Source organism: Janthinobacterium svalbardense (genome assembly GCF_002327145.1).
Taxonomy (GTDB): domain Bacteria; phylum Pseudomonadota; class Gammaproteobacteria; order Burkholderiales; family Burkholderiaceae_D; genus Janthinobacterium; species Janthinobacterium tructae.
Genome location: NZ_CP023422.1, coordinates 2,607,329 through 2,624,304, shown reverse-complemented (window position 1 = coordinate 2,624,304; position 16,976 = coordinate 2,607,329). Strand labels below are relative to the sequence as shown.

At 64.1% G+C, this 16,976-nt stretch carries 14 protein-coding genes; 1 reads left to right on the top strand and 13 read right to left on the bottom strand.

All coding sequences use genetic code 11. The features are described 5' to 3' along the window. The first annotated feature begins 94 nt into the window (after positions 1-94). On the top strand, positions 95-652 hold the full coding sequence (locus CNX70_RS11785; protein WP_096234828.1) for a TetR/AcrR family transcriptional regulator: 558 nt from the start codon (positions 95-97) through the stop codon (positions 650-652). A 78-nt stretch (positions 653-730) separates the two neighbouring features. Here CNX70_RS11785 and CNX70_RS11780 read toward each other — a convergent pair whose 3' ends face one another. The 13 genes from CNX70_RS11780 to aspT form a co-directional block, all read right to left on the bottom strand. Beyond that, positions 731-1,771 carry an AAA family ATPase gene (locus CNX70_RS11780; RefSeq protein WP_096234827.1) on the bottom strand — a complete coding sequence of 347 codons (1,041 nt, stop codon included), beginning with the start codon at positions 1,769-1,771 and terminating at the stop codon, positions 731-733. Continuing rightward, positions 1,768-3,147 (bottom strand): phenylacetate--CoA ligase family protein, encoded by a 1,380-nt coding sequence (locus CNX70_RS11775; protein ID WP_096234826.1) that lies wholly within the window; start codon positions 3,145-3,147, stop codon positions 1,768-1,770. Before CNX70_RS11775 ends, CNX70_RS11780 begins: the two co-directional genes overlap by 4 nt. Further along, complete coding sequence (locus tag CNX70_RS11770) at positions 3,144-3,737, bottom strand: hypothetical protein (protein WP_096234825.1); 594 nt, start codon at positions 3,735-3,737, stop codon at positions 3,144-3,146. The genes CNX70_RS11775 and CNX70_RS11770 overlap by 4 nt, the downstream gene beginning before the upstream one ends. A gap of 1 nt (position 3,738) precedes the next feature. After that, positions 3,739-5,514 (bottom strand): vWA domain-containing protein, encoded by a 1,776-nt coding sequence (locus CNX70_RS11765; protein WP_096234824.1) that lies wholly within the window; start codon positions 5,512-5,514, stop codon positions 3,739-3,741. Beyond that, positions 5,511-6,482, bottom strand: coding sequence for a hypothetical protein (locus tag CNX70_RS11760; protein ID WP_096234823.1), 972 nt, complete (start codon positions 6,480-6,482; stop codon positions 5,511-5,513). Before CNX70_RS11760 ends, CNX70_RS11765 begins: the two co-directional genes overlap by 4 nt. A gap of 9 nt (positions 6,483-6,491) precedes the next feature. Then, positions 6,492-6,965, bottom strand: coding sequence for a hypothetical protein (locus tag CNX70_RS11755; protein WP_096234822.1), 474 nt, complete (start codon positions 6,963-6,965; stop codon positions 6,492-6,494). Further along, entirely contained in the window at positions 6,962-8,542 is a 1,581-nt protein-coding gene (locus tag CNX70_RS11750) for an AAA family ATPase (RefSeq protein WP_096234821.1), read from the bottom strand. Before CNX70_RS11750 ends, CNX70_RS11755 begins: the two co-directional genes overlap by 4 nt. Positions 8,543-8,662: 120 nt before the next feature. Continuing rightward, positions 8,663-9,814 (bottom strand): ABC transporter permease, encoded by a 1,152-nt coding sequence (locus tag CNX70_RS11745; RefSeq protein ID WP_096238405.1) that lies wholly within the window; start codon positions 9,812-9,814, stop codon positions 8,663-8,665. After that, positions 9,811-10,992: an ABC transporter permease gene (locus CNX70_RS11740; RefSeq protein WP_096234820.1), complete on the bottom strand. Its 1,182-nt coding sequence runs from the start codon at positions 10,990-10,992 to the stop codon at positions 9,811-9,813. Before CNX70_RS11740 ends, CNX70_RS11745 begins: the two co-directional genes overlap by 4 nt. 6 nt (positions 10,993-10,998) lie before the next feature. Next, a complete protein-coding gene (locus CNX70_RS11735) occupies positions 10,999-11,973 on the bottom strand; it encodes an HlyD family secretion protein (protein ID WP_096234819.1) in 975 nt (324 codons plus the stop codon). Positions 11,974-11,975: 2 nt separating this feature from the next. Further along, a complete protein-coding gene (locus CNX70_RS11730) occupies positions 11,976-13,385 on the bottom strand; it encodes a TolC family protein (protein WP_244199119.1) in 1,410 nt (469 codons plus the stop codon). Positions 13,386-13,562: 177 nt separating this feature from the next. After that, positions 13,563-15,167, bottom strand: coding sequence for a bifunctional aspartate transaminase/aspartate 4-decarboxylase (locus CNX70_RS11725; RefSeq protein WP_096234817.1), 1,605 nt, complete (start codon positions 15,165-15,167; stop codon positions 13,563-13,565). Between the two features lie 69 nt (positions 15,168-15,236). Then, complete coding sequence (gene aspT, locus CNX70_RS11720; RefSeq protein ID WP_096234816.1) at positions 15,237-16,925, bottom strand: aspartate-alanine antiporter; 1,689 nt, start codon at positions 16,923-16,925, stop codon at positions 15,237-15,239. Positions 16,926-16,976: the final 51 nt, after the last annotated feature.

Genomic DNA, 16,976 nt, shown 5'->3' with positions numbered 1-16,976 from the left:
GACATTAAACATGATGGTCATAATGTTTAATGTCGCAAGCATGACGTACGTCATGTATGATGTCAACAGAAAAGTGCAATGAGCGGAGACCACCATGCGATACCCAGCGGCCGAGACGGCAGAAAAACACCAGCGCATCCTGCGGGAAGCGGCACGGCTATTCCGTGAGCAAGGCTTTGACGGCGTCAGCGTGGGACAGATCATGCAGGCGACGGGGCTGACGCATGGCCCCTTCTACAACCACTTCGCCTCGAAGGAAGCGCTGATGGCCGAAAGCACCCTGCACGGCTCGGAACACTCGCGCGCGGCGCTCGATGCGGCATCCATCAGCCCGGAAACCATGCGCCAGTATGTGCGCGACTATGTAAGCGCGGCCCACCGTGATGCGCCGGGCAATGGCTGCCTGCTGGCGGCCCTGGCCGGCGACGCGCGCAAGCAGCCGGCCGTGCGCCCCGCCTTTACCTTCCACCTGAAATCCATCATCGGCAAGCTGGCGACGCATTTTCCGTGGCAGAAAAAGCGCAACCCACGGCAGGACGCCATCGTCATGCTGTCGGCCATGGTGGGCGCCGTGGCGCTGGCGCGCGCCGTCAACGATGAAGCGTTTTCCGATGAGATCCTGAAAGCAGTGAACGCTGCTTTTACGACGTAGGTCGGATTAGCGGCGCAGCCGCGTAATCCGACAACATTGTTGACGTATGTGGTGATGTCGGATTACGGCCCTTCGGGCCTAATCCGACCTACGCGCGAGCAATTGTGCGACTTGCCCGACCCTGTCTGCGACCGTGCCGGACACATCGACATACGCGATCCCCCGCCGCGCCAGCTCGACCTGGTACCACGCATGCTGGCGCGCGCGGAAATCGCCGTCGCGGCGCGTGCCATCCTGGATAAAGGGAAAGTCGGGCGCGCACAGCAGCACCAGGTCGTAACGATGCTCGGCCAGCTGCGCCAGTTCCTGCTCGGCCCTGCCGAACATCTCGACACAGTAAAAATAGGTGGTCAGGGGCGAGGTGTCGCAAAACAGCCAGCGACGCGCCTGTGCGGCAGCGGCAGCTTCACGCTTGAACTGTTCCCGGCCGATTCTCAGCAGATCGTCGTAGTGCAAAATGCCATCCTGGCTTTCCCACAGCTCGCGGCCATACTCGGCCACCCAGCCGGTATCGAAATGCGCTGCCAGCGCGGCGGCCAGGGTGGTCTTGCCGCTCGATTCGCCCCCCAGCACGCACACCCGCGTGACGAAGTCGGCGCGCACGACGGGCGACAGGAAGGCGCTGTGGGCCTGCGGGTCTTGCCTTACCCGCGTTCCGGACACGGGCACCAGCGTTCTCGCCTGGTCCACGCTGACATGCGCCACCGCTCCCATCGCGTAATGCCGTTCCAGCACCTGCGCAAAGCCGGGGCCGTAATCTTCGCTGCTGAACACCGCATCGACGGGCAGCGCCAGCACCGTCCAGCACAGCCAGCCCATGAAATGGCGATGCGCGTCGCCCTCGTCGTCGTTGTGCGGCAGCGGACGCGCAGGCAGACCGCGCGCCGCGCACAGGGCGGCCAGGCGCGCATCGTCCAGCACGACGATTTGCGCCTGCGGGAACTGCGCGCGCAGCCAGGTTTCCCGGCGCGCCGGTTCCAGGCCGGGAAATTCAGGCTTGGTGTAGCTGACCACCAGCAGCTCTTCGCACCCGTCCGTGGCGCGCTGTATCAATAATTCATGGCCCAGGTGCAGCGGACAGAATTTACCCACCACGAGGCCGCGTTTATAAAAGTTCATGCCACTGCTTCCCGCAAATCCGAGGTGTATTGAATGATCTTGTCTTCCGCCAGCAAAGTCTCGACCGTGATGGCGCCGAAAAAAGGCGCGAGCAAGGTGCGCGCCCGGTCAGCCTGCGGCATGGCGCCCGGCGCCAGGCGCAGCGCGATGCCGCCATCGCCATGCTGGTGCACGCCGAACAGGGCGATGGCCAGCGGTTTCAAGGCGTGCGTGATGTCGATATTGTTGATCCATTCACCCTTGATCGTCCTGTAGCGCAAGGGGCTGCGGCCGGCCAGGCCCACCAGCACGGGACCGTGCGGGCCATGCGCCAGCGAGGCGTAATCGCCCGTGCGGTAGCGCACCAGGGGCAGGCAAAAGTTAAAGCCGCCCGTCACGGTAATTTCGCCGCGCTCCCCATCTGCCACGGCCTTGCCTTCAGCATCGAGGATTTCTACATACAGCCGGTGCTGCAGCAGCACGTGGCCGCCCGCCTGCTCGTCGTAGACGGCGACCGGCCCCACTTCATTGAGCGAATAGATGTCGAGCACGGGGCAGCCGAACACCGCCTCCAGGCGTGCGCGCATGCCGGGCAACAGCATCATCGAGACGGACAGCAGCGCGGCCGGCTTGTGCGTCATGGGCAGGGTCAGCAGCTCGGCAAACGAGATGGGATCACCCGCGATCAGCTCGGGCGCCATGGCATCCAGATAGCGCGCGCGGTCTTCAGGTTGACGCCAGTCGTCCGGATGCAGGTTGATCTTCGCCAGGCCCGATTCGTCCATCGTGGGCGTGACGGAGACATAGGTGAAGCAGCGGCGCTGGTGCCCCAGCAGCATGACGCCCACCTGGCCCGCGCCATGGCGCAAGGTCACGCCGAAGCGCCGCAGCGCGCGCTTGTGGAAAGCCAGGTAGCGCCCCGCCACCAGCGGGTGCGAGGCGATCAGCAGCGGGTGGCCCGTGGTGCCCGTGGTCTGGAAGTTGATCATGCGCGCCAGATCCGCCTCGTCGGGCACGAAGGCGGCGATATCGTGCGCCAGCTCGGCGCGGCTGATGGGTGCCACGTCCGCCAGGCGAGAAGGCGGCGAACCGCAGGCGCGGTAGTACGGCACCGTGGCGTAAGTCACCTTGAGAAAATCGGGCAGCCAGGATGGCGGCGCGGCCGCACTCCAGGCGACTACCGCCTGCATGACTTCCCGCTCATAGGCGCGCAGCGCTTCAACCTCCGCAGCCAACAGCTTGTTGCCGCTGCGGTTGCGGTAGACGGGCGCGCAAGGATGGCTGCGCAGTTTTGCCAGCATGCGCGCGCCCCCCAAGGTCAGGGTGGGACAGTAGTCGCGGTCCGATTCCCAGGCGCCGCCCGGCAGATTGACGTCAGCTTTGCCAGCGAGCGTCATTCGCGCGACCACTTGTCGGCCGATTCCTCGGCCGCCTTCTTCGCCAGCGCCTCGCGGATTTCCCGCGCGCGCTGTTCGGCCAGGCGGCTCGCTTCGAGCAGGCGGCGGCGCTCCGTGCCGCTGATGGCGGACAACCTGTCCGTGGCCTGCGCCACGCTTTCGTCGCGGGGCCGAAAACCCAGGCGCGCCAGCACGATGCGCGCCAGTTCCTCGCGCCGCTCGGGGTCTTGCGTAAACTGGTGGGCAGGCGTACTGGCGGCCAGTTCGCGCGCCGCCTCGCCCAGCACCTGCAGCAGGGCTGGCTGCGGCAGCTGCTGGCCGATGAACCAGTCGTCGGCCAGCAGCCAGCACAGGATCATGGCCAGCGCCAGCCGGTTGCGGTCCGCCTTCACCTGCGCGCCGATGAAACCCTGCAAGGACGCGGCCGGCGCGCGCGCGCCATGCAGCAGCAAGATGTCGTTGACCAGCGCGGCCACGGCCACCGCCTGCGCGTTGGCAACGCCGGCGATGCGCGGCTCGGCGAGGAATTCGACGGGGGTGTCGGCCAGGCGGTGGGTCAGGGTTTCGAGGTGGGGTCCGGGAGTGTGCATGTCATGGTTGTATATAGTGGCGCCGGCTGAATGCCCGCGCAAAGTCCAGCAAGTCCTCGTAGCGCTCGACGGCGTGGATATCCCAGCCCTGCTCGCGGCGTGCGCGCTTTAAATCGTCATAGGTTTGCTGCAGCCACTTGTTGGCCGCCGCGCCATCCCAGTCGCGCTCCAGGTTCAGGGCCATGGTGCCGCCCGCGCCGCCCTGGGCCAGCGCTTTCGCCGAGATATCCCAGCCACTGTTGCCCAGTTCATCGTTGTCGAACATCGTGGTGATGCCATCGTCGGAAATCATCAAAATGTGCGCGGGCCGTTCGCGCTTGCCCGCATAGGTCTGGCGCAGGCGGTGGATGGGAAAACAGGTGCCGCCGCCAAAAAATTCCGTCAGCACGCCCAGGATCATGTCTTCATCGCGCACGAAACCCGGCGTTTGCATCACCTCGTTCTTGCCGCTCCACAGGGTCACTTGTACTTTCGCGCCGGCGCGCAGGGCGGACAGGGCGATGACGGCGCCGGCCAGGGTCAGGAACGAGGTGTGCGCCTGCGGGTTCGGCATGGAGCCGGAACTGTCCACATACATGTCCAGGTCGACGGGCACGGCGTCGATGGCGCGCGCCGGTTCGCGGCCATATACGCGGCGCACGGTGGTCACGCCCGGCACGGGGCGCGGCGACTGCATCACCGATTGAAGCCAGTCGATGTCTTCCAGCGGGTCGCCGATTTCCCACGCTTCCAGCCCTTCCATCTGCGGCTCCTGCGACTCGGGCGCGGGACGGCTGGGAAACGCCACCAGGTGCGGCAAGGCCCGCTCGCGGTAATAGCGGATGGCGATGTCATGGTCGCTCAGGTCCACGCCCGCGGCCTTTAAAATATCGCCCAGCTCGAACGGTTCGCGCAGTTGCCCGCCACCCGATCTGGCAGGCGCCTCGGCCGGCGGCTCCTCGCAATCGAGGCCGGAAATGCGTTTGTCGTGCACGGGATGGATGGCGCCGCCCTCCTCGTCATCCTCGATCTGCTGCGCGCCGTAGGTCTGGCAGCCACGGGCCGCGTCGCGCGTGTCGAGAAGGTAGCGACTCGGGCTCAAGGCATCCGTATCCTCGACCAGGTAAGGCAGCAGCAAGGTGGCGAAGCGGCCCGCCGCCAGCATCCAGTCGTTCGCATACACGCGTATCAGGCGCGCACCCAGCCAGGCATCCGTGTCCAGGCGCTCGTCGGCCTGGCCGCCACCCAGCTCGCCCTTCTCTAGCTGCCAGAGGTTTTCATAGATGCGCATGTACAGGGTCCACACGCCACCGCTGGCCATGTCCTTTGCGTCAGCTTGCGCCGTGCGCCCCTGCTGCAGCTTGCGGTAGATGTCGGCCATGCGCAAATTCGCCTGGCGCTGCAAGCGGTCGTTGATGAACAGGTCCGTGTACAGGTTGGCCACCATGGGCGCGTGCTGTTCCAGGGTGGGCAAGGCGCGGCGCATGCGCGCCAGCAGGCGGAACTGGTCGCTGGCGCTGCCCGGCGCGAGGATGTGGTGGCCGATTTCATGCGCGAGGATTTCCAGCGCATAGTCGTCCAGCCCCAGTTCCGTCACCAGCGGCAAATCCACCACGACGCTCTGGTCCAGCAAGCGGATCATGGCGAAGCTGCCGGACAAACCCTGCTTGCTGGCCTCGACGCGGCTGGCGCACAGGCTCGGGTCGCGCAGGCGCGTAAATTTGCTCCACACGGCCAGGGCCTCGGGCCAGGCAGCCTGCCAGGCGTCGATCAGGGTGGTGTCGGCATCGTTCTTCATGCAAGTGGCAGCAAGCGGATCGCATGCGTCCACGGCGACGTGATGGCCAGCGTGTGCGCATTGGCAGCGATGGCGACGTCGCCTGCCGGCACATCGAGCACGATGCTGCGCGCGCCTATATGCACGGTCGCCCCATCGAGACGCACGGCCGATGGCGTGCCCGTTTGCGCCTGTGCAAACTCCTGCGCCGTGGCGCTGTGCAGCACGGCGCCGTAGGCATCGGCCACCAGCAGATAATGACGTTCGGCGCTGCGCACGACAAAGCCGTCCTTTGTCGCGCGCACTTGCGGCGGCGTGCCGAATGCGCCACCGAGGCCGCTGAAGCTGCCAAACTCCCTGCCCTCGGCATTGCCGCGCCAGGGATTGGCCATTAGCTGTGCATGCACCTGCGGCCATTGCGCACCCGGTTCGTCAAACGCCGCCAGCGCCAGCGCGGGCGGCAAGGTGTCGGCAGCGGCCAGCGCACCCTGACGGAAATGCGCGACGCCTGCGCGCCAGGCCAACACCTGGCCCACGGCGCGCAGCTGCGCGACGCTGCCGACTTGCGGCGCCACGGCAGCCATCCCGGTCTGCCACTGCGCGGGACGCGCTCCCGCCACAGCGCAAAGGTGGGTGGCGGCGTTGCTGAGCATGCCCAGCACCTCGACGGGTGCCGTCGCCAGCAGCGAAGAAAACTGCGGCGCGAGTTCGCGCCAGACGCTATTGAGGAAGGGATTTTTCGCGGCCGGACCGGCCAGGCCATGGCCCACCAGTTCCAGGGCCATGTCGTAGGCGGCCAGGGTCGCGCCGCCCACGCGCTCGGGCGCAGCGGCGGCCACGGCCACCACCAGCGGATCGACGCCATCGTGCAAAAAGGCGCCGAAGGCGGCCATGTCGAGCGAGGGAAAGCGCCGGCGCGCTTCCACGGCACGCGCATTGAACTGGGCGCGGCCGCTGGCGAGTATCGAGGCAAAGGCAGGAGAAATCATCGCCACGCCTCAATCGCTGTGCGAAAAGTGCAGCAGATAACGTTCATCCCCCAGTTCGAACGCGATCTCGTCCCAATGAATCGCATACCAGAAACCGGAGGGCGGCGTCATCGTCACGGCGTGCAGGGAAAATCCGCCCAGCGCGTCGTCCAGCGCCTCCAGGAACGCGGCCACCAGCTGCGCGCGAAAGCGCCCGGGCGGGGCCGCCTGCATGTGCCGCGACGAAAAAAACCAGCGCTGGCATACTTGTTCCAGGTGCGCACGCCCGCACGGCACCGCATTAACGTGCCACAGGGCTGCCGGCAAGTCGCGTGCGGGTTCGATGACGTTCAGGGCATAATCTTCGACGCGCAAGCCCAGCGCCGTGGCGAGATCCGACGCATCGGGCAGGCGCTGCAACTCGTAGCTCGTACACAGGTCGCTCGCTTCACTATTGAGTAGCGCCAGCGCGTCCAGGAAGCCTTGACAATGCTGGACACTCATTGCGAACGCAGCCAGCTGCGGTAATTCGTATAGCGCTGGTGCAGGTATTTGAGCTTCAGCAAATCGTCGTACAGAGGGCCATACAGTTTTCTCCCCTTCGTGCGTTCGCCGATCAGCTTTTCGATGCGGTTCAGGCGCGCCAGGGTCTCGCGCTCGCTGACGCCATCGAGGCCCAGGTCGAATTCGGCCGACAGCACGCCCACCGGATCATCGCGGTCCAGGTCCAGGCGGTTGAATTCATCGTTGGACAAATCGAACAAACGGCGCAGCCAGCCCAGTCTGTCGCTGCGGTAGGCGGCGTTTTCCGGCAACGCGAAGAATGGTGCGTCCGGGTCCGGCTGCAGCTTGTTGTGCAGGACGAACGGCAGCACCTGGCGCAAGTCTTCCAGCTCCACTTCACCGTTACCGCGAAAATACGCCATGGCCTTGGCATAGATCATGAGCGCCATCAGGGTGCGCACGGAGATGCCGTTCAAGGTCTGGCAACCGAGGTCCTTCAGGCGGTCGCGCCCATTGTCGGCCGCCTGCGCGGCGCCACGGTCGGCGCCGGCCAGGCGGGCCGTATCCTTGGTCATGTATTCGAACTGGCCACCGGCCGTCTCGAACAGCTCGAACTGGCTGGCGAAAAATTCCAGGCGCCGGCGCACGGCGTCCGGTATGCCTACCTGGCGGATCGCTACGCCTATTTGATCCACCTCGCCTTCCGTGAAGATGATATCGGGCGGCACCAGCTCTTCGGGGCGCAGGTTTTCTTCCACGCGCAGCAGCAGTTCATTCAAAAAGCGTGGATTGAAGGCCAGCGCCTGCACCGTCACGTCGACCCGGTCGCGCAGCGCCTCGATCACCTGGTAGGTGCCGCCGCCCTGGTCGTCGTTGGCCGTCAGATACCAGGCCGCCTCCGGGCACTCATAAACATGGTTCAGCACTTCCGCGTAATTGTCGCCCATGACGGTCAGCAGCGCGCTTTGCGTGCGCGTGGGGATGCGGTTGTATTCATCGACAATCTTCACGCGCATGCCCAGCCAGGCGCGCCAGGCGATGCGGATATCGTCCATGCTTTGCGCGTTGACCAGGTCCGCCGGCAGCGGGTTGCCGAGCAAATCGGCCACCGTCATTTGCGGGTGGCCGTGCTGCATGGCGCGTTTCACCTCCTTGACGGTGGAGCCGGCCAGCACGCCCATCAGCAAGGCGCTGGCCGTCTTGCCCCGCCCCGGCCCGCCGACAAACAGGCATTTGCGGCGCGTGGCGAACGTCAGCAACGGCAGCAAGATAAAACTCGAATAGCTTTGCGCCGACGGCAGATTCAGGGTGCGGCGGCTGTCGCCCACGGAGTATGTCTGCGACGGGCCATCGTTGTACTCGATGTCGTAATGGGGGCTGATGATGGCGTGGTTGACGATCCAGAAATAGGCCTGGCGCAGCTTTTCATCGAAAGGCCGTGCTTGCGCCTCGCCCTCTGCTCCCAGCGCGATGGGGCCCTGGTACAGGTCCGCCACATCGAACTGCCGTGCGGCAGGCGCCGCCTTCGGTTTGGTGGGGGCTTGGGACAGGCGCTGGAACAAGTTAAAGGCGGACATGGTGATTCTCAGAAAGGCAGCGAGTCAAACCCTAAGCCAAGGACTGGGGTCGGACCCTGAGGGTCCGACCCCGGCATTTCGCCGGGGTTACGGAAACGAAATTATTGCATATCGTTCCCACTACGCCTTGTTCAAATCAACAACGACCTCACCCATCTTGCGCCAGCGCCACCAGCCCAGCGCCACGCACGCTACCAGCAAGGCCAGCAAGCCCGCCACTTCATGGCGGATTTCATACAGCGAAGCGCCCATTTGATTGAGCGCGACAAAGCCCTGGATGCCGGCCGTGGATGGCAGCAACCAGCGCAGCCATTGCAGCACGACGGGCATGGACGACACGGGCCACGTCAGACCGGCCAGGAACAGAATCGGCATCGAGGTGGCGATCATCAGCTGCGTGCCCCGTTCACGCGTGCGGAACAGCATGCCCAGCAGCATGCCGAAAGCCGCTTCCGCCAGCGAGAACAGCACCAGCAGCAAGAGCATGCCGCCGAAGTTGCCGCCACGGGGGTAATCCTGGAACCAGAAAACAAAGCCGAAGAAATAGCAGCAGTTGAGAAACGCGACGCAAGCAAACGCCAGCAGCATGCCCGCATAGCCGCCCGCCGTGCGCTGACCCGCTATCGGAAAGCTCTTGCGCTGGTACCAGGTGCCGAACAGCATGGTCATGCCGATCAGCAAGGTTTGCTGCACGATCAGTGTCGCCACGCCCGGCACGACATACGCGCCATAGCCTTCCTTGACGTTAAACAAGGGCACGGCGTCGAACGCAATGGGCGAGCGCTGCTGGCTGGCCTGCACGCTGGACGGCGTGCCCGCGCCCAGACGCTTGAGCTCGATACCGGCCGACACTGTGCCCACCACTTCGGCCAGGCCGTTCAAGGCCACCTTGTTGAGCATCAGATACAAGCCATTGCCCGCCACTTGCGCATGGGCGGCGCGGCCGGCCAGCACGTCCGTCTGCAAGCCGTCTGGCAGGATCAAGACGCCCATGACCTGGTCGCGCCACAATAAATCCTGCGCGACGGGCAAGTCCGGTGTGACGGCCACGACTTGCAAGGATGGATGGGCCATGGCGAAGCGCGTCAGCTGGCGCGACATGGCGCTGCGGTCCTGGTCGACGACCGCCACGGGCACGCGCTGGACGATTTCCGTCGAGTACGGCAGCGGATAGAAGAAGGAATAGATGATGCCGCCGATGAACAGCAAGGTCAGCGCGCCCTTGTCCGTCAGCATGGCGCGCCAGGTGGCGAGGAAGGATTGCCACATCATGCGCGCCCCCATGCCGCAGGCGCATTCGCGCGGCGCGCCAGCAGGAAGACGCCCACGGCGCCGCAGCCGACGGCAAAGCCAGCCAAAATGAGCATTTCCTGCACGCCATAGCGCCATGGCGCGCCGGCCAGCCAGTATTTCGTTTGCAGCTGCAGATAATGCGTGAGCGGCAAGGCTTCCGCCCAGGCGCGCGCCGGCGCCGGCATGGCCATCAAGGGAAAGGCCTGGCCCGCAAACGCGAAGGCCGGCGCCGTGATGAAGGCCGCGCCCGACAGGGCCAGGCGCAGCGACAGGGTGGCGGCGATCAGCAAGGTGGCCAGGCCGCAATACGCGAGCACCAGCAGCAACATGCTCAGCAGCAAGGCTGGCAAGCTGCCCGCCACGGCCCAGTCCCGCGCCAGGCTGAAGAACAGCAAATACAGCAGCGCCAGCGCACTGTAGGCGATGAGGGGGAACAGCAGCTTGGCGCCGACGGCGCGCAGCCAGCTGCCGTTGGCCGAGGCCAGCCATTGCGGCACCGTGCCGTCGCGCAACTCGCGCCCGATGCTCGTGACGACGGCGACGACGATGAAAATCTGCAGCATGGCCGGCATCAGGGCCAGGGTCAGAAACGCTTCATAGCTGGTGTTTTCATTGTATAAACTGTTCAGTGTCGTGCGGATCGGTTCGAACTGGGCCGCCGCCTGCACGCCCGACATGCCCTTTTTCACCCGCGCCGTCATCTCGATGCCGGCCGACAAGGTCGTGCTGACCGTGCGCACGTCGCGCAGCAAGGCGCCCGCGTGCGATGAAAACTGCGCGTTGTACAGCCATTGCACGGTAGCTTGACGGCCACCCAGCAGTTTCTGCTCGAAATCGCCGGGAATGACCAGATAACCAAACGCCGTGCGTTCGCGCAACCTGTGCAGGGCTTCGTCGCTGGACGCCACTTTCGCCGCCACGGCGATGCCGGGCGAAGCGTCGAGCCAGCGCGTCAGCTGGCGCGACAGGGTGGAGTTATCGTTATCGATGACGACGATGGGCAAGTCGCGCGCGATGCCGGCGGAAAACACCAGCCACAACATGCCGCACAGCGCGACGGGAATCCAGCTGAGCATGCCCAGATCCCAAAAATCGCCGCGCAGCCGCGCCCACTCGCGCGCCAGCGTAGAAACCGGCCCTTTATCCGCTTCGCTCATCGCGTATCAGAGCGGTGGAAACACGACCGACATGCCCGGACGCAAGCCATCGACCTTGATGGCCGGGCGCAGCCGGATTTCAAACGTGCGCAAGTCCGTGCCGCCCGGACGGGCCGCGCGCCACGTGGCAAAATCCGGCAGCACGGCCACGGAGCTGACCTTGAAGCTCACTTGCTGTTTCAGCGCCGGCACGTTGGCCGTATGCGTGCTGCCCATGGCAAACGCGGCCATTTCATCTTCGCGCACCTGCAGCACGGCCCAGGCATCGTCCAGATTCACCAGAGTAATCACAGGAAAGCCTTGCGGCGCCAGTTCACCGGGCTGTATCTGGATCTTGCTGACCTGGCCCGCCACCGGCGCGGCGATCTTCGTCTCGGCCAGGGCGATCTGCGCTTCCGTCAGCACGGCACCCACCTGGCGCGCCTGCGCGGCGGCGGCCGTCTTGTCTTCCGGACGGGCGCCTTTTTGCGCCATGTCATATTGCGCGCGGGCAGCTTGCGCCAGCTGGTCGGCGGCGCGCCATTGCGCTTGCGCCTCGTCGCGTTTCTGCTGGGCGATCACGCCTTGCTCGTACATATTGTTGACGCGGGTGTACGTGGTCTTGGCGATGGTCGCCCCCGTTTGCGCCCGTTCCCAATTGGCTTTCGCCGCCGCGACTTCTTCCGGACGTGCTCCCGCTTGCGCCTTTTGCGCCACGGCATCGGCTGCCTGCGTGGCGGCCGTCGCTTGCGCGATCTTCGCGTCCACTTCCGGGCTCGTCAGCTGGAACAGCAGCTCTCCTTTCGGCACCGTCTGGCCCAGCTTGACGTACAGCTCGCCCACCCTGCCCGGCACTTTCGACGAGACATTGACTTCCTGCGCATCCATCTGTCCCTGCAACGGCAGGCGCTGCGGCTGGAATGCCTGGTACAGGCCCCAGCCGACGAAGCCCAGGACGATGACAGCGGCGACTATGGCCAATGGTTTTTTGGAAGTACTCATTATTATTTGTCCACAGGTAATTGGATATCGGCCGCTGCCGCCAGGCTGCCCAGGCGCTGCGTCTCGCCCGTCGCTTCCAGCAATTGCGCCAGCCCCATCACATAGTTATAGGCCGTCTGCGCGCGCTGGGTCTCGACCTTGGCCAGGTTCAGGCGCGCGTCGACCACTTCCAGCGACGTCACTTGCCCTTGCTGGAAGGCCACCGTTTGCAGGCGGATATTTTCGCGTGCCAGCTCCACCGACGAGGCCGTGGACAGATACTGGATGCGGGCGTTTTCCAGCGCGCGCCAGTTCTTTTCGATCAAGGTGGGAATGTCGCGCTCGGCCTGGCGCGCCACCACTTCCACGCGCTCCTGGTCGAGCTTGGCGGCGGCGATCATCTTGCCCGTATTGATGCGGTGCACGAGGGGCACGGACACGACCAGGCCGATGGCCCAGTTCGAGCGCACGAGCTTTTCGCTGCCGCGATTCAAGTTGTAGTTACCGATGGCAAAGACGGTGGGCGCGTATTCCTTGCCATGCAGCTTCAAGGCTTGCTCGGCCTGCACCCGCTTGCTGTCGATCTTTTTCCAGTTCGCATTTTCACGCATGCCCGTGCTGATGAACGATTGCAAGGTGCCGACCGGCAAGCTGTTGACGAACAGCGGCGTGCTGGGCCGCACTTGCGTATTGACGGCAAGCAAACGGTCAAGCGCCACCTGCGCGATTTCCTCATCGCTGCGCGCCTGCGCTTCCTCGCTGCGGGCGCTGTCCAGGGCCACGTCGGCGCGCAGGCGTTCCGCGCGCGAAATCAGGCCACCCTTTTCCAGCTTGGCCGCGTCGCGCTGGTGCTGCGTCACGCCGGCCGTCACTTCGGCCCGCACCGCCACCACCCGCTTGGCCAGCAACAACTGGAAATAGCGCTGCGCCACCAGGGTGGCCAGCTGTTCTTCCGCTTCCGTGTGCTCCGCCTGCGCGGCCAGGGTCAGGCTGGAAGCGAGGCCCTTGACGGCATCGAGGCGCCCGCCCGTGTAGATGGGCCACATGCCCAGCAAGCCGAACGAGGTCAGGTCCGTTACCACTTCACGGTTCAGGGAATTGGGAATGTGCGGCGTGGGCAAGCCGGGAATCGGCGGCAGCACCGATTCGATGCCGCCCACCACGCCGGCCAAGCCGCTGGTATCGATACTCAAGTCCGTCGACAAGCGGCCGCGAAACGCCGTCAAGTCCACGGAAGGGCCATCGATATTCGACAAGGCTTCCGCCTTCAGTGTTTTTGCGCGCACGTCGAGCGCGGCGCCCTGCACGGCGCCCGAGGCCTTGGCCGCTTGCTGCAGCGCCTCGCTGAATGTCAGCGGTTCCGCCAGGGCGGGCATGGCCGCGCCCAGCGCGCCCGCCAGCAATAATGATAAGTGTCCTTGCAATCTGCCCATGTAGCGTCCAGTCAATGAATGAGGGGAAAGCACGGGGTTGCCATGTTTATACTTTCACAATAGCAATTATATCCACGGATGTCCATTCCAGGCTGCACTATTGGTTACTGGCGCTGGCATGCAAAAACGGGCGCCTCTTGCGGGGCGCCCGTTGCGGTCAAGCCTTTACCAAACTAATTATTTCTTCGCCTTCTTGCCGCCCTTTTCCTTTTCAAACACGGCAAAGAACTCGGATGCCATGTTGCGGATGGCGCGGCCGATGTTGGCGTAGTCGTATTCGTTCAGGTTGGCCAGCGACACGCGGCCGGACGGATGCGTGGTACCGAAACCGCGGCCCGGCAACAGGATGACGCCCGTTTCCTCGGCCAGGCGGAACAGCGCTTCGTTCGGTTTGAGTTTTTTCAGCAGCCACTGCGAAAACTCCACGCCATGCATCTGCGCGGCCAGGGACTCCATGTCCAGCAGGTGGTAGTAACGCACGGAATTGGCGTCGTGCACCATCGGCAAGCCCAGTTCGCGGTACAGCGCTTCCTTGCGGCGCAGCACGATGCGCTTCATCGACTGCTTGTACTTTTGCTCTTCATCCATCAGCGAGAACAGCGAGAACAAGGTCATCTGCGCCTGCACGGGCGTGGACAGGCCGGCCGTGTGATTCAGCGCCACCGTGCGGCTGTCGGCCACCAGGCGGTCGATGAATTTCAGCTGGCGCGGCTCCGTGGTGATCGAGTGATAGCGCGCATCGAGCTGCTTCTTGATGGTTTCCGGCAACTTGGCAATCTTGTCGTCGAGCACATTGTTTTCATGCGTGGCCACCACGCCCATGCGCCAGCCCGTCGCGCCGAAGTATTTCGAGAACGAGTACACAAGGATGGTGTTGAACGGGCAAATGGCGAACAGCGAGACGAAATTGTCGGCAAAGGTGCCATACACGTCATCGGTCAGGATGATCAGGTCCGGACGCTTCTTGATGATCTTGGCGATGTATTCCAGTGTCTCGTCGTCGATCTTGACGGAAGGCGGATTGCTGGGGTTGACGAGGAAGAAAGCTTTTACTTTCGGGTCCAGCAGCTTGTCCAGCTCCTTCTTGGTGAATTGCCAATTGTTCGATTGCGGCGCATCGATGTGCACGGTGTTCAGCTTGTAATCATTCAGCTGGGGAATCTCGATGTACGGCGTGAAGATCGGCATGCCCAGCGCGATGGTGTCGCCTTCCTGGATGATGTGGTTCGATTTCAGACTGGAGAACAGATACGTCATGGCCGCCGTGCCGCCTTCGACGGCGTACATGTCGAAGTTGCCGATGAAGGGATGGTCGCCGATCATTTCGCGGTGGATATACTGGCCGACGATTTTCTCGGACAGGCGCAGCATGCGGTCCGGCACGGGATAGTTGCAGCCCAGAATCGCTTCGCACATTTCATAGATGAAATCGCCCGCGCTCAGGCCCAGCTGGTCGCGCACATACGACACGGCCGCCTCGATGAAATGCGCGCCCGGGTTGCCTTCGTGCTTGCGCACGAAGATTTCAAAGCGCGCCTCGATGCCATCGCGCGTGGGAAAGCCGCCCACGTCGTCCATGTAGACATACGAGCGCTCCGCTTCCGTCATGGCGAACTGGCCGAACTGGAAGAAGCCATGGCGTGGCGTGGTCGCCAGGAAATTCGGGTTGCCGCGGCCCGCGTTCAGCATCAGGCGGTTGCTTTGCTTGGCCGTCTGGATCAGCGCATCCTTCAGTTCGAAGGGGCTCAACAGGGCGAGTTTGGCGGGGTTACTGAAATCCATTTTTGCTACTCCTTATCAGACTGATAATTTTGAGGGTTCTTGCAAAGGTTCTTGCACATACATGCAGACTCAGACGAAGGCCACAATCAGCGGCCCCAGCAAGGTCAGGAAAACGTTAGCCAAGGCATAGGTAATGGCAAACGGTACGGTGGGAATCGAGTTTTGCGCCGCGTTCAGCACTTCGCCGAACGCGGGATTGGCGCTGCGCGAGCCGGACAAGGCGCCCGCAAACACGGCCACGTTGTCATAGCGCAAGATGTAACGGCCGATCAGCATGGTCAAAATCATCGGCAGGATGGTCACCACCACGCCCACACCAAACAGGGTCAGGCCATGTTCGCGCACGGTTTGCACGGCTTGCAGGCCGGAGGTGAGGCCGACGACGGCAACAAAACCGGCCAGGCCCAGGTCTTTCAGGATTTGCACGGCGCCGCTGGGCATGTAGCCGAAGGTCTGGCGCTTGGCGCGGAACCAGCCGAACACCAGGCCCGACAGCAGCACGCCGCCGCCGCTGCCCAGGGTCAGCGGAATCGAACCGATGCGCGCCACCAGCAAGCCCACCAGCAGGCCAACGACGAGGCCGGCGCCCATGTAGACGAAGTCCGTCTTGGCGCTCGGCACGATCATGTAACCCACTTCAGCCGCCACGCGCTTGACGTCTTGCTCGGCGCCATAAATGGTCACCACGTCGCCCGTCTGTACGATGGTTTCCGCTTGCATGGGCAAGATCTTGCCCATGCGGCTCAGCTGCACGACAAAGATGCCGTGACGCACGCCGGGCGCCGTCGCGCTGCGGATTTCGCCCACCGTCTTGTTGTGGTAAGCCTTGTTGGTCAGCACCATGTCGCGGCGCTGCATCACCAGTTCCATGCCTTCGACGGCAAGCAATTCCTTGCCCAGCTGGGAAGAGACGCTGAGCATGGCTTCGCGCCGGCCCACCAGCAGCACGATATCGTCGGCCGCCAGCACCAGGTCCGGGCTGACGTCGATGATCTGGCCATTGCGTTTCACGCGCTCAATGGTGATGGCCGTATTCGGATGGGCACTTTCGATCTCCTCCACGGAGCGCCCGGCGCCCGGGCCCACATCATAGATGCGGCCGATCAGGTCGGGCGCGGCCGGCGTCTGGCCAGGTCCCAGCACCTGCACGCCCGCCTGCAGCGCCGTTTCCGCCTTGATCGCATCTTCGCGGATGGTGCGCCCCATGAGTTTCGGCAAGATGTTGACGCAAACGATGATGGCGCCAAACGAGCCGAACACATACGTCACGGCATAGCCGACGGCCACGTTGCCCTGCAGGCGCGCCACCTCGTCGGCCGCCAGGCCCAGCTTGGTAATCGCGTCACCGGCCGTGCCGATGATGGCCGACTGCGTCAAGCCGCCCGCCGCCACGCCGGCCGCCAGGCCCTTGTCGAGGCCAAAGACCTTGGCCATGATGACCACCGTCAGCAGCGCCGTCACGGCCAGCACGACGGCCAGGATGATTTCGCGCACCGACTGGCGCCCCAGGGAGTTGAAGAACTGCGGCCCGCTTTCATAGCCGACCGCGTAAATGAACAGCGCGAACAGCACCGACTTGACGCCGGGATCGATGGCCACGCCTACCTGGCTGACGAGGACCGCCACCAGCAGTGAACCGGCGACCCCGCCCAGCTGAAACGAGCCGAACTTGATCTTGCCGATGTAGTAACCCACTGCCAGGGAGAGAAACAAGGCAATTTCGGGCGACTTCTTGAATAACTCATGCAACCATTCCATACGGACCGCCTTTCGTGTTGAAGGAATTCTTTACTGCGTGTGCTCTTGCGT

Coding starts and splice junctions, on each gene's coding strand:
- CNX70_RS11725 (WP_096234817.1), bottom strand. CDS start 15,167: ATGGATTTCAGTAACCCCGCCAAACTCGCCCTGTTGAGCCCCTTCGAA.
- CNX70_RS11745 (WP_096238405.1), bottom strand. CDS start 9,814: ATGATGTGGCAATCCTTCCTCGCCACCTGGCGCGCCATGCTGACGGAC.
- CNX70_RS11785 (WP_096234828.1), top strand. CDS start 95: ATGCGATACCCAGCGGCCGAGACGGCAGAAAAACACCAGCGCATCCTG.
- CNX70_RS11760 (WP_096234823.1), bottom strand. CDS start 6,482: ATGATTTCTCCTGCCTTTGCCTCGATACTCGCCAGCGGCCGCGCCCAG.
- aspT (WP_096234816.1), bottom strand. CDS start 16,925: ATGGAATGGTTGCATGAGTTATTCAAGAAGTCGCCCGAAATTGCCTTG.
- CNX70_RS11770 (WP_096234825.1), bottom strand. CDS start 3,737: ATGCACACTCCCGGACCCCACCTCGAAACCCTGACCCACCGCCTGGCC.
- CNX70_RS11740 (WP_096234820.1), bottom strand. CDS start 10,992: ATGAGCGAAGCGGATAAAGGGCCGGTTTCTACGCTGGCGCGCGAGTGG.
- CNX70_RS11775 (WP_096234826.1), bottom strand. CDS start 3,147: ATGACGCTCGCTGGCAAAGCTGACGTCAATCTGCCGGGCGGCGCCTGG.
- CNX70_RS11750 (WP_096234821.1), bottom strand. CDS start 8,542: ATGTCCGCCTTTAACTTGTTCCAGCGCCTGTCCCAAGCCCCCACCAAA.
- CNX70_RS11765 (WP_096234824.1), bottom strand. CDS start 5,514: ATGAAGAACGATGCCGACACCACCCTGATCGACGCCTGGCAGGCTGCC.
- CNX70_RS11780 (WP_096234827.1), bottom strand. CDS start 1,771: ATGAACTTTTATAAACGCGGCCTCGTGGTGGGTAAATTCTGTCCGCTG.
- CNX70_RS11735 (WP_096234819.1), bottom strand. CDS start 11,973: ATGAGTACTTCCAAAAAACCATTGGCCATAGTCGCCGCTGTCATCGTC.
- CNX70_RS11755 (WP_096234822.1), bottom strand. CDS start 6,965: ATGAGTGTCCAGCATTGTCAAGGCTTCCTGGACGCGCTGGCGCTACTC.
- CNX70_RS11730 (WP_244199119.1), bottom strand. CDS start 13,385: ATGGGCAGATTGCAAGGACACTTATCATTATTGCTGGCGGGCGCGCTG.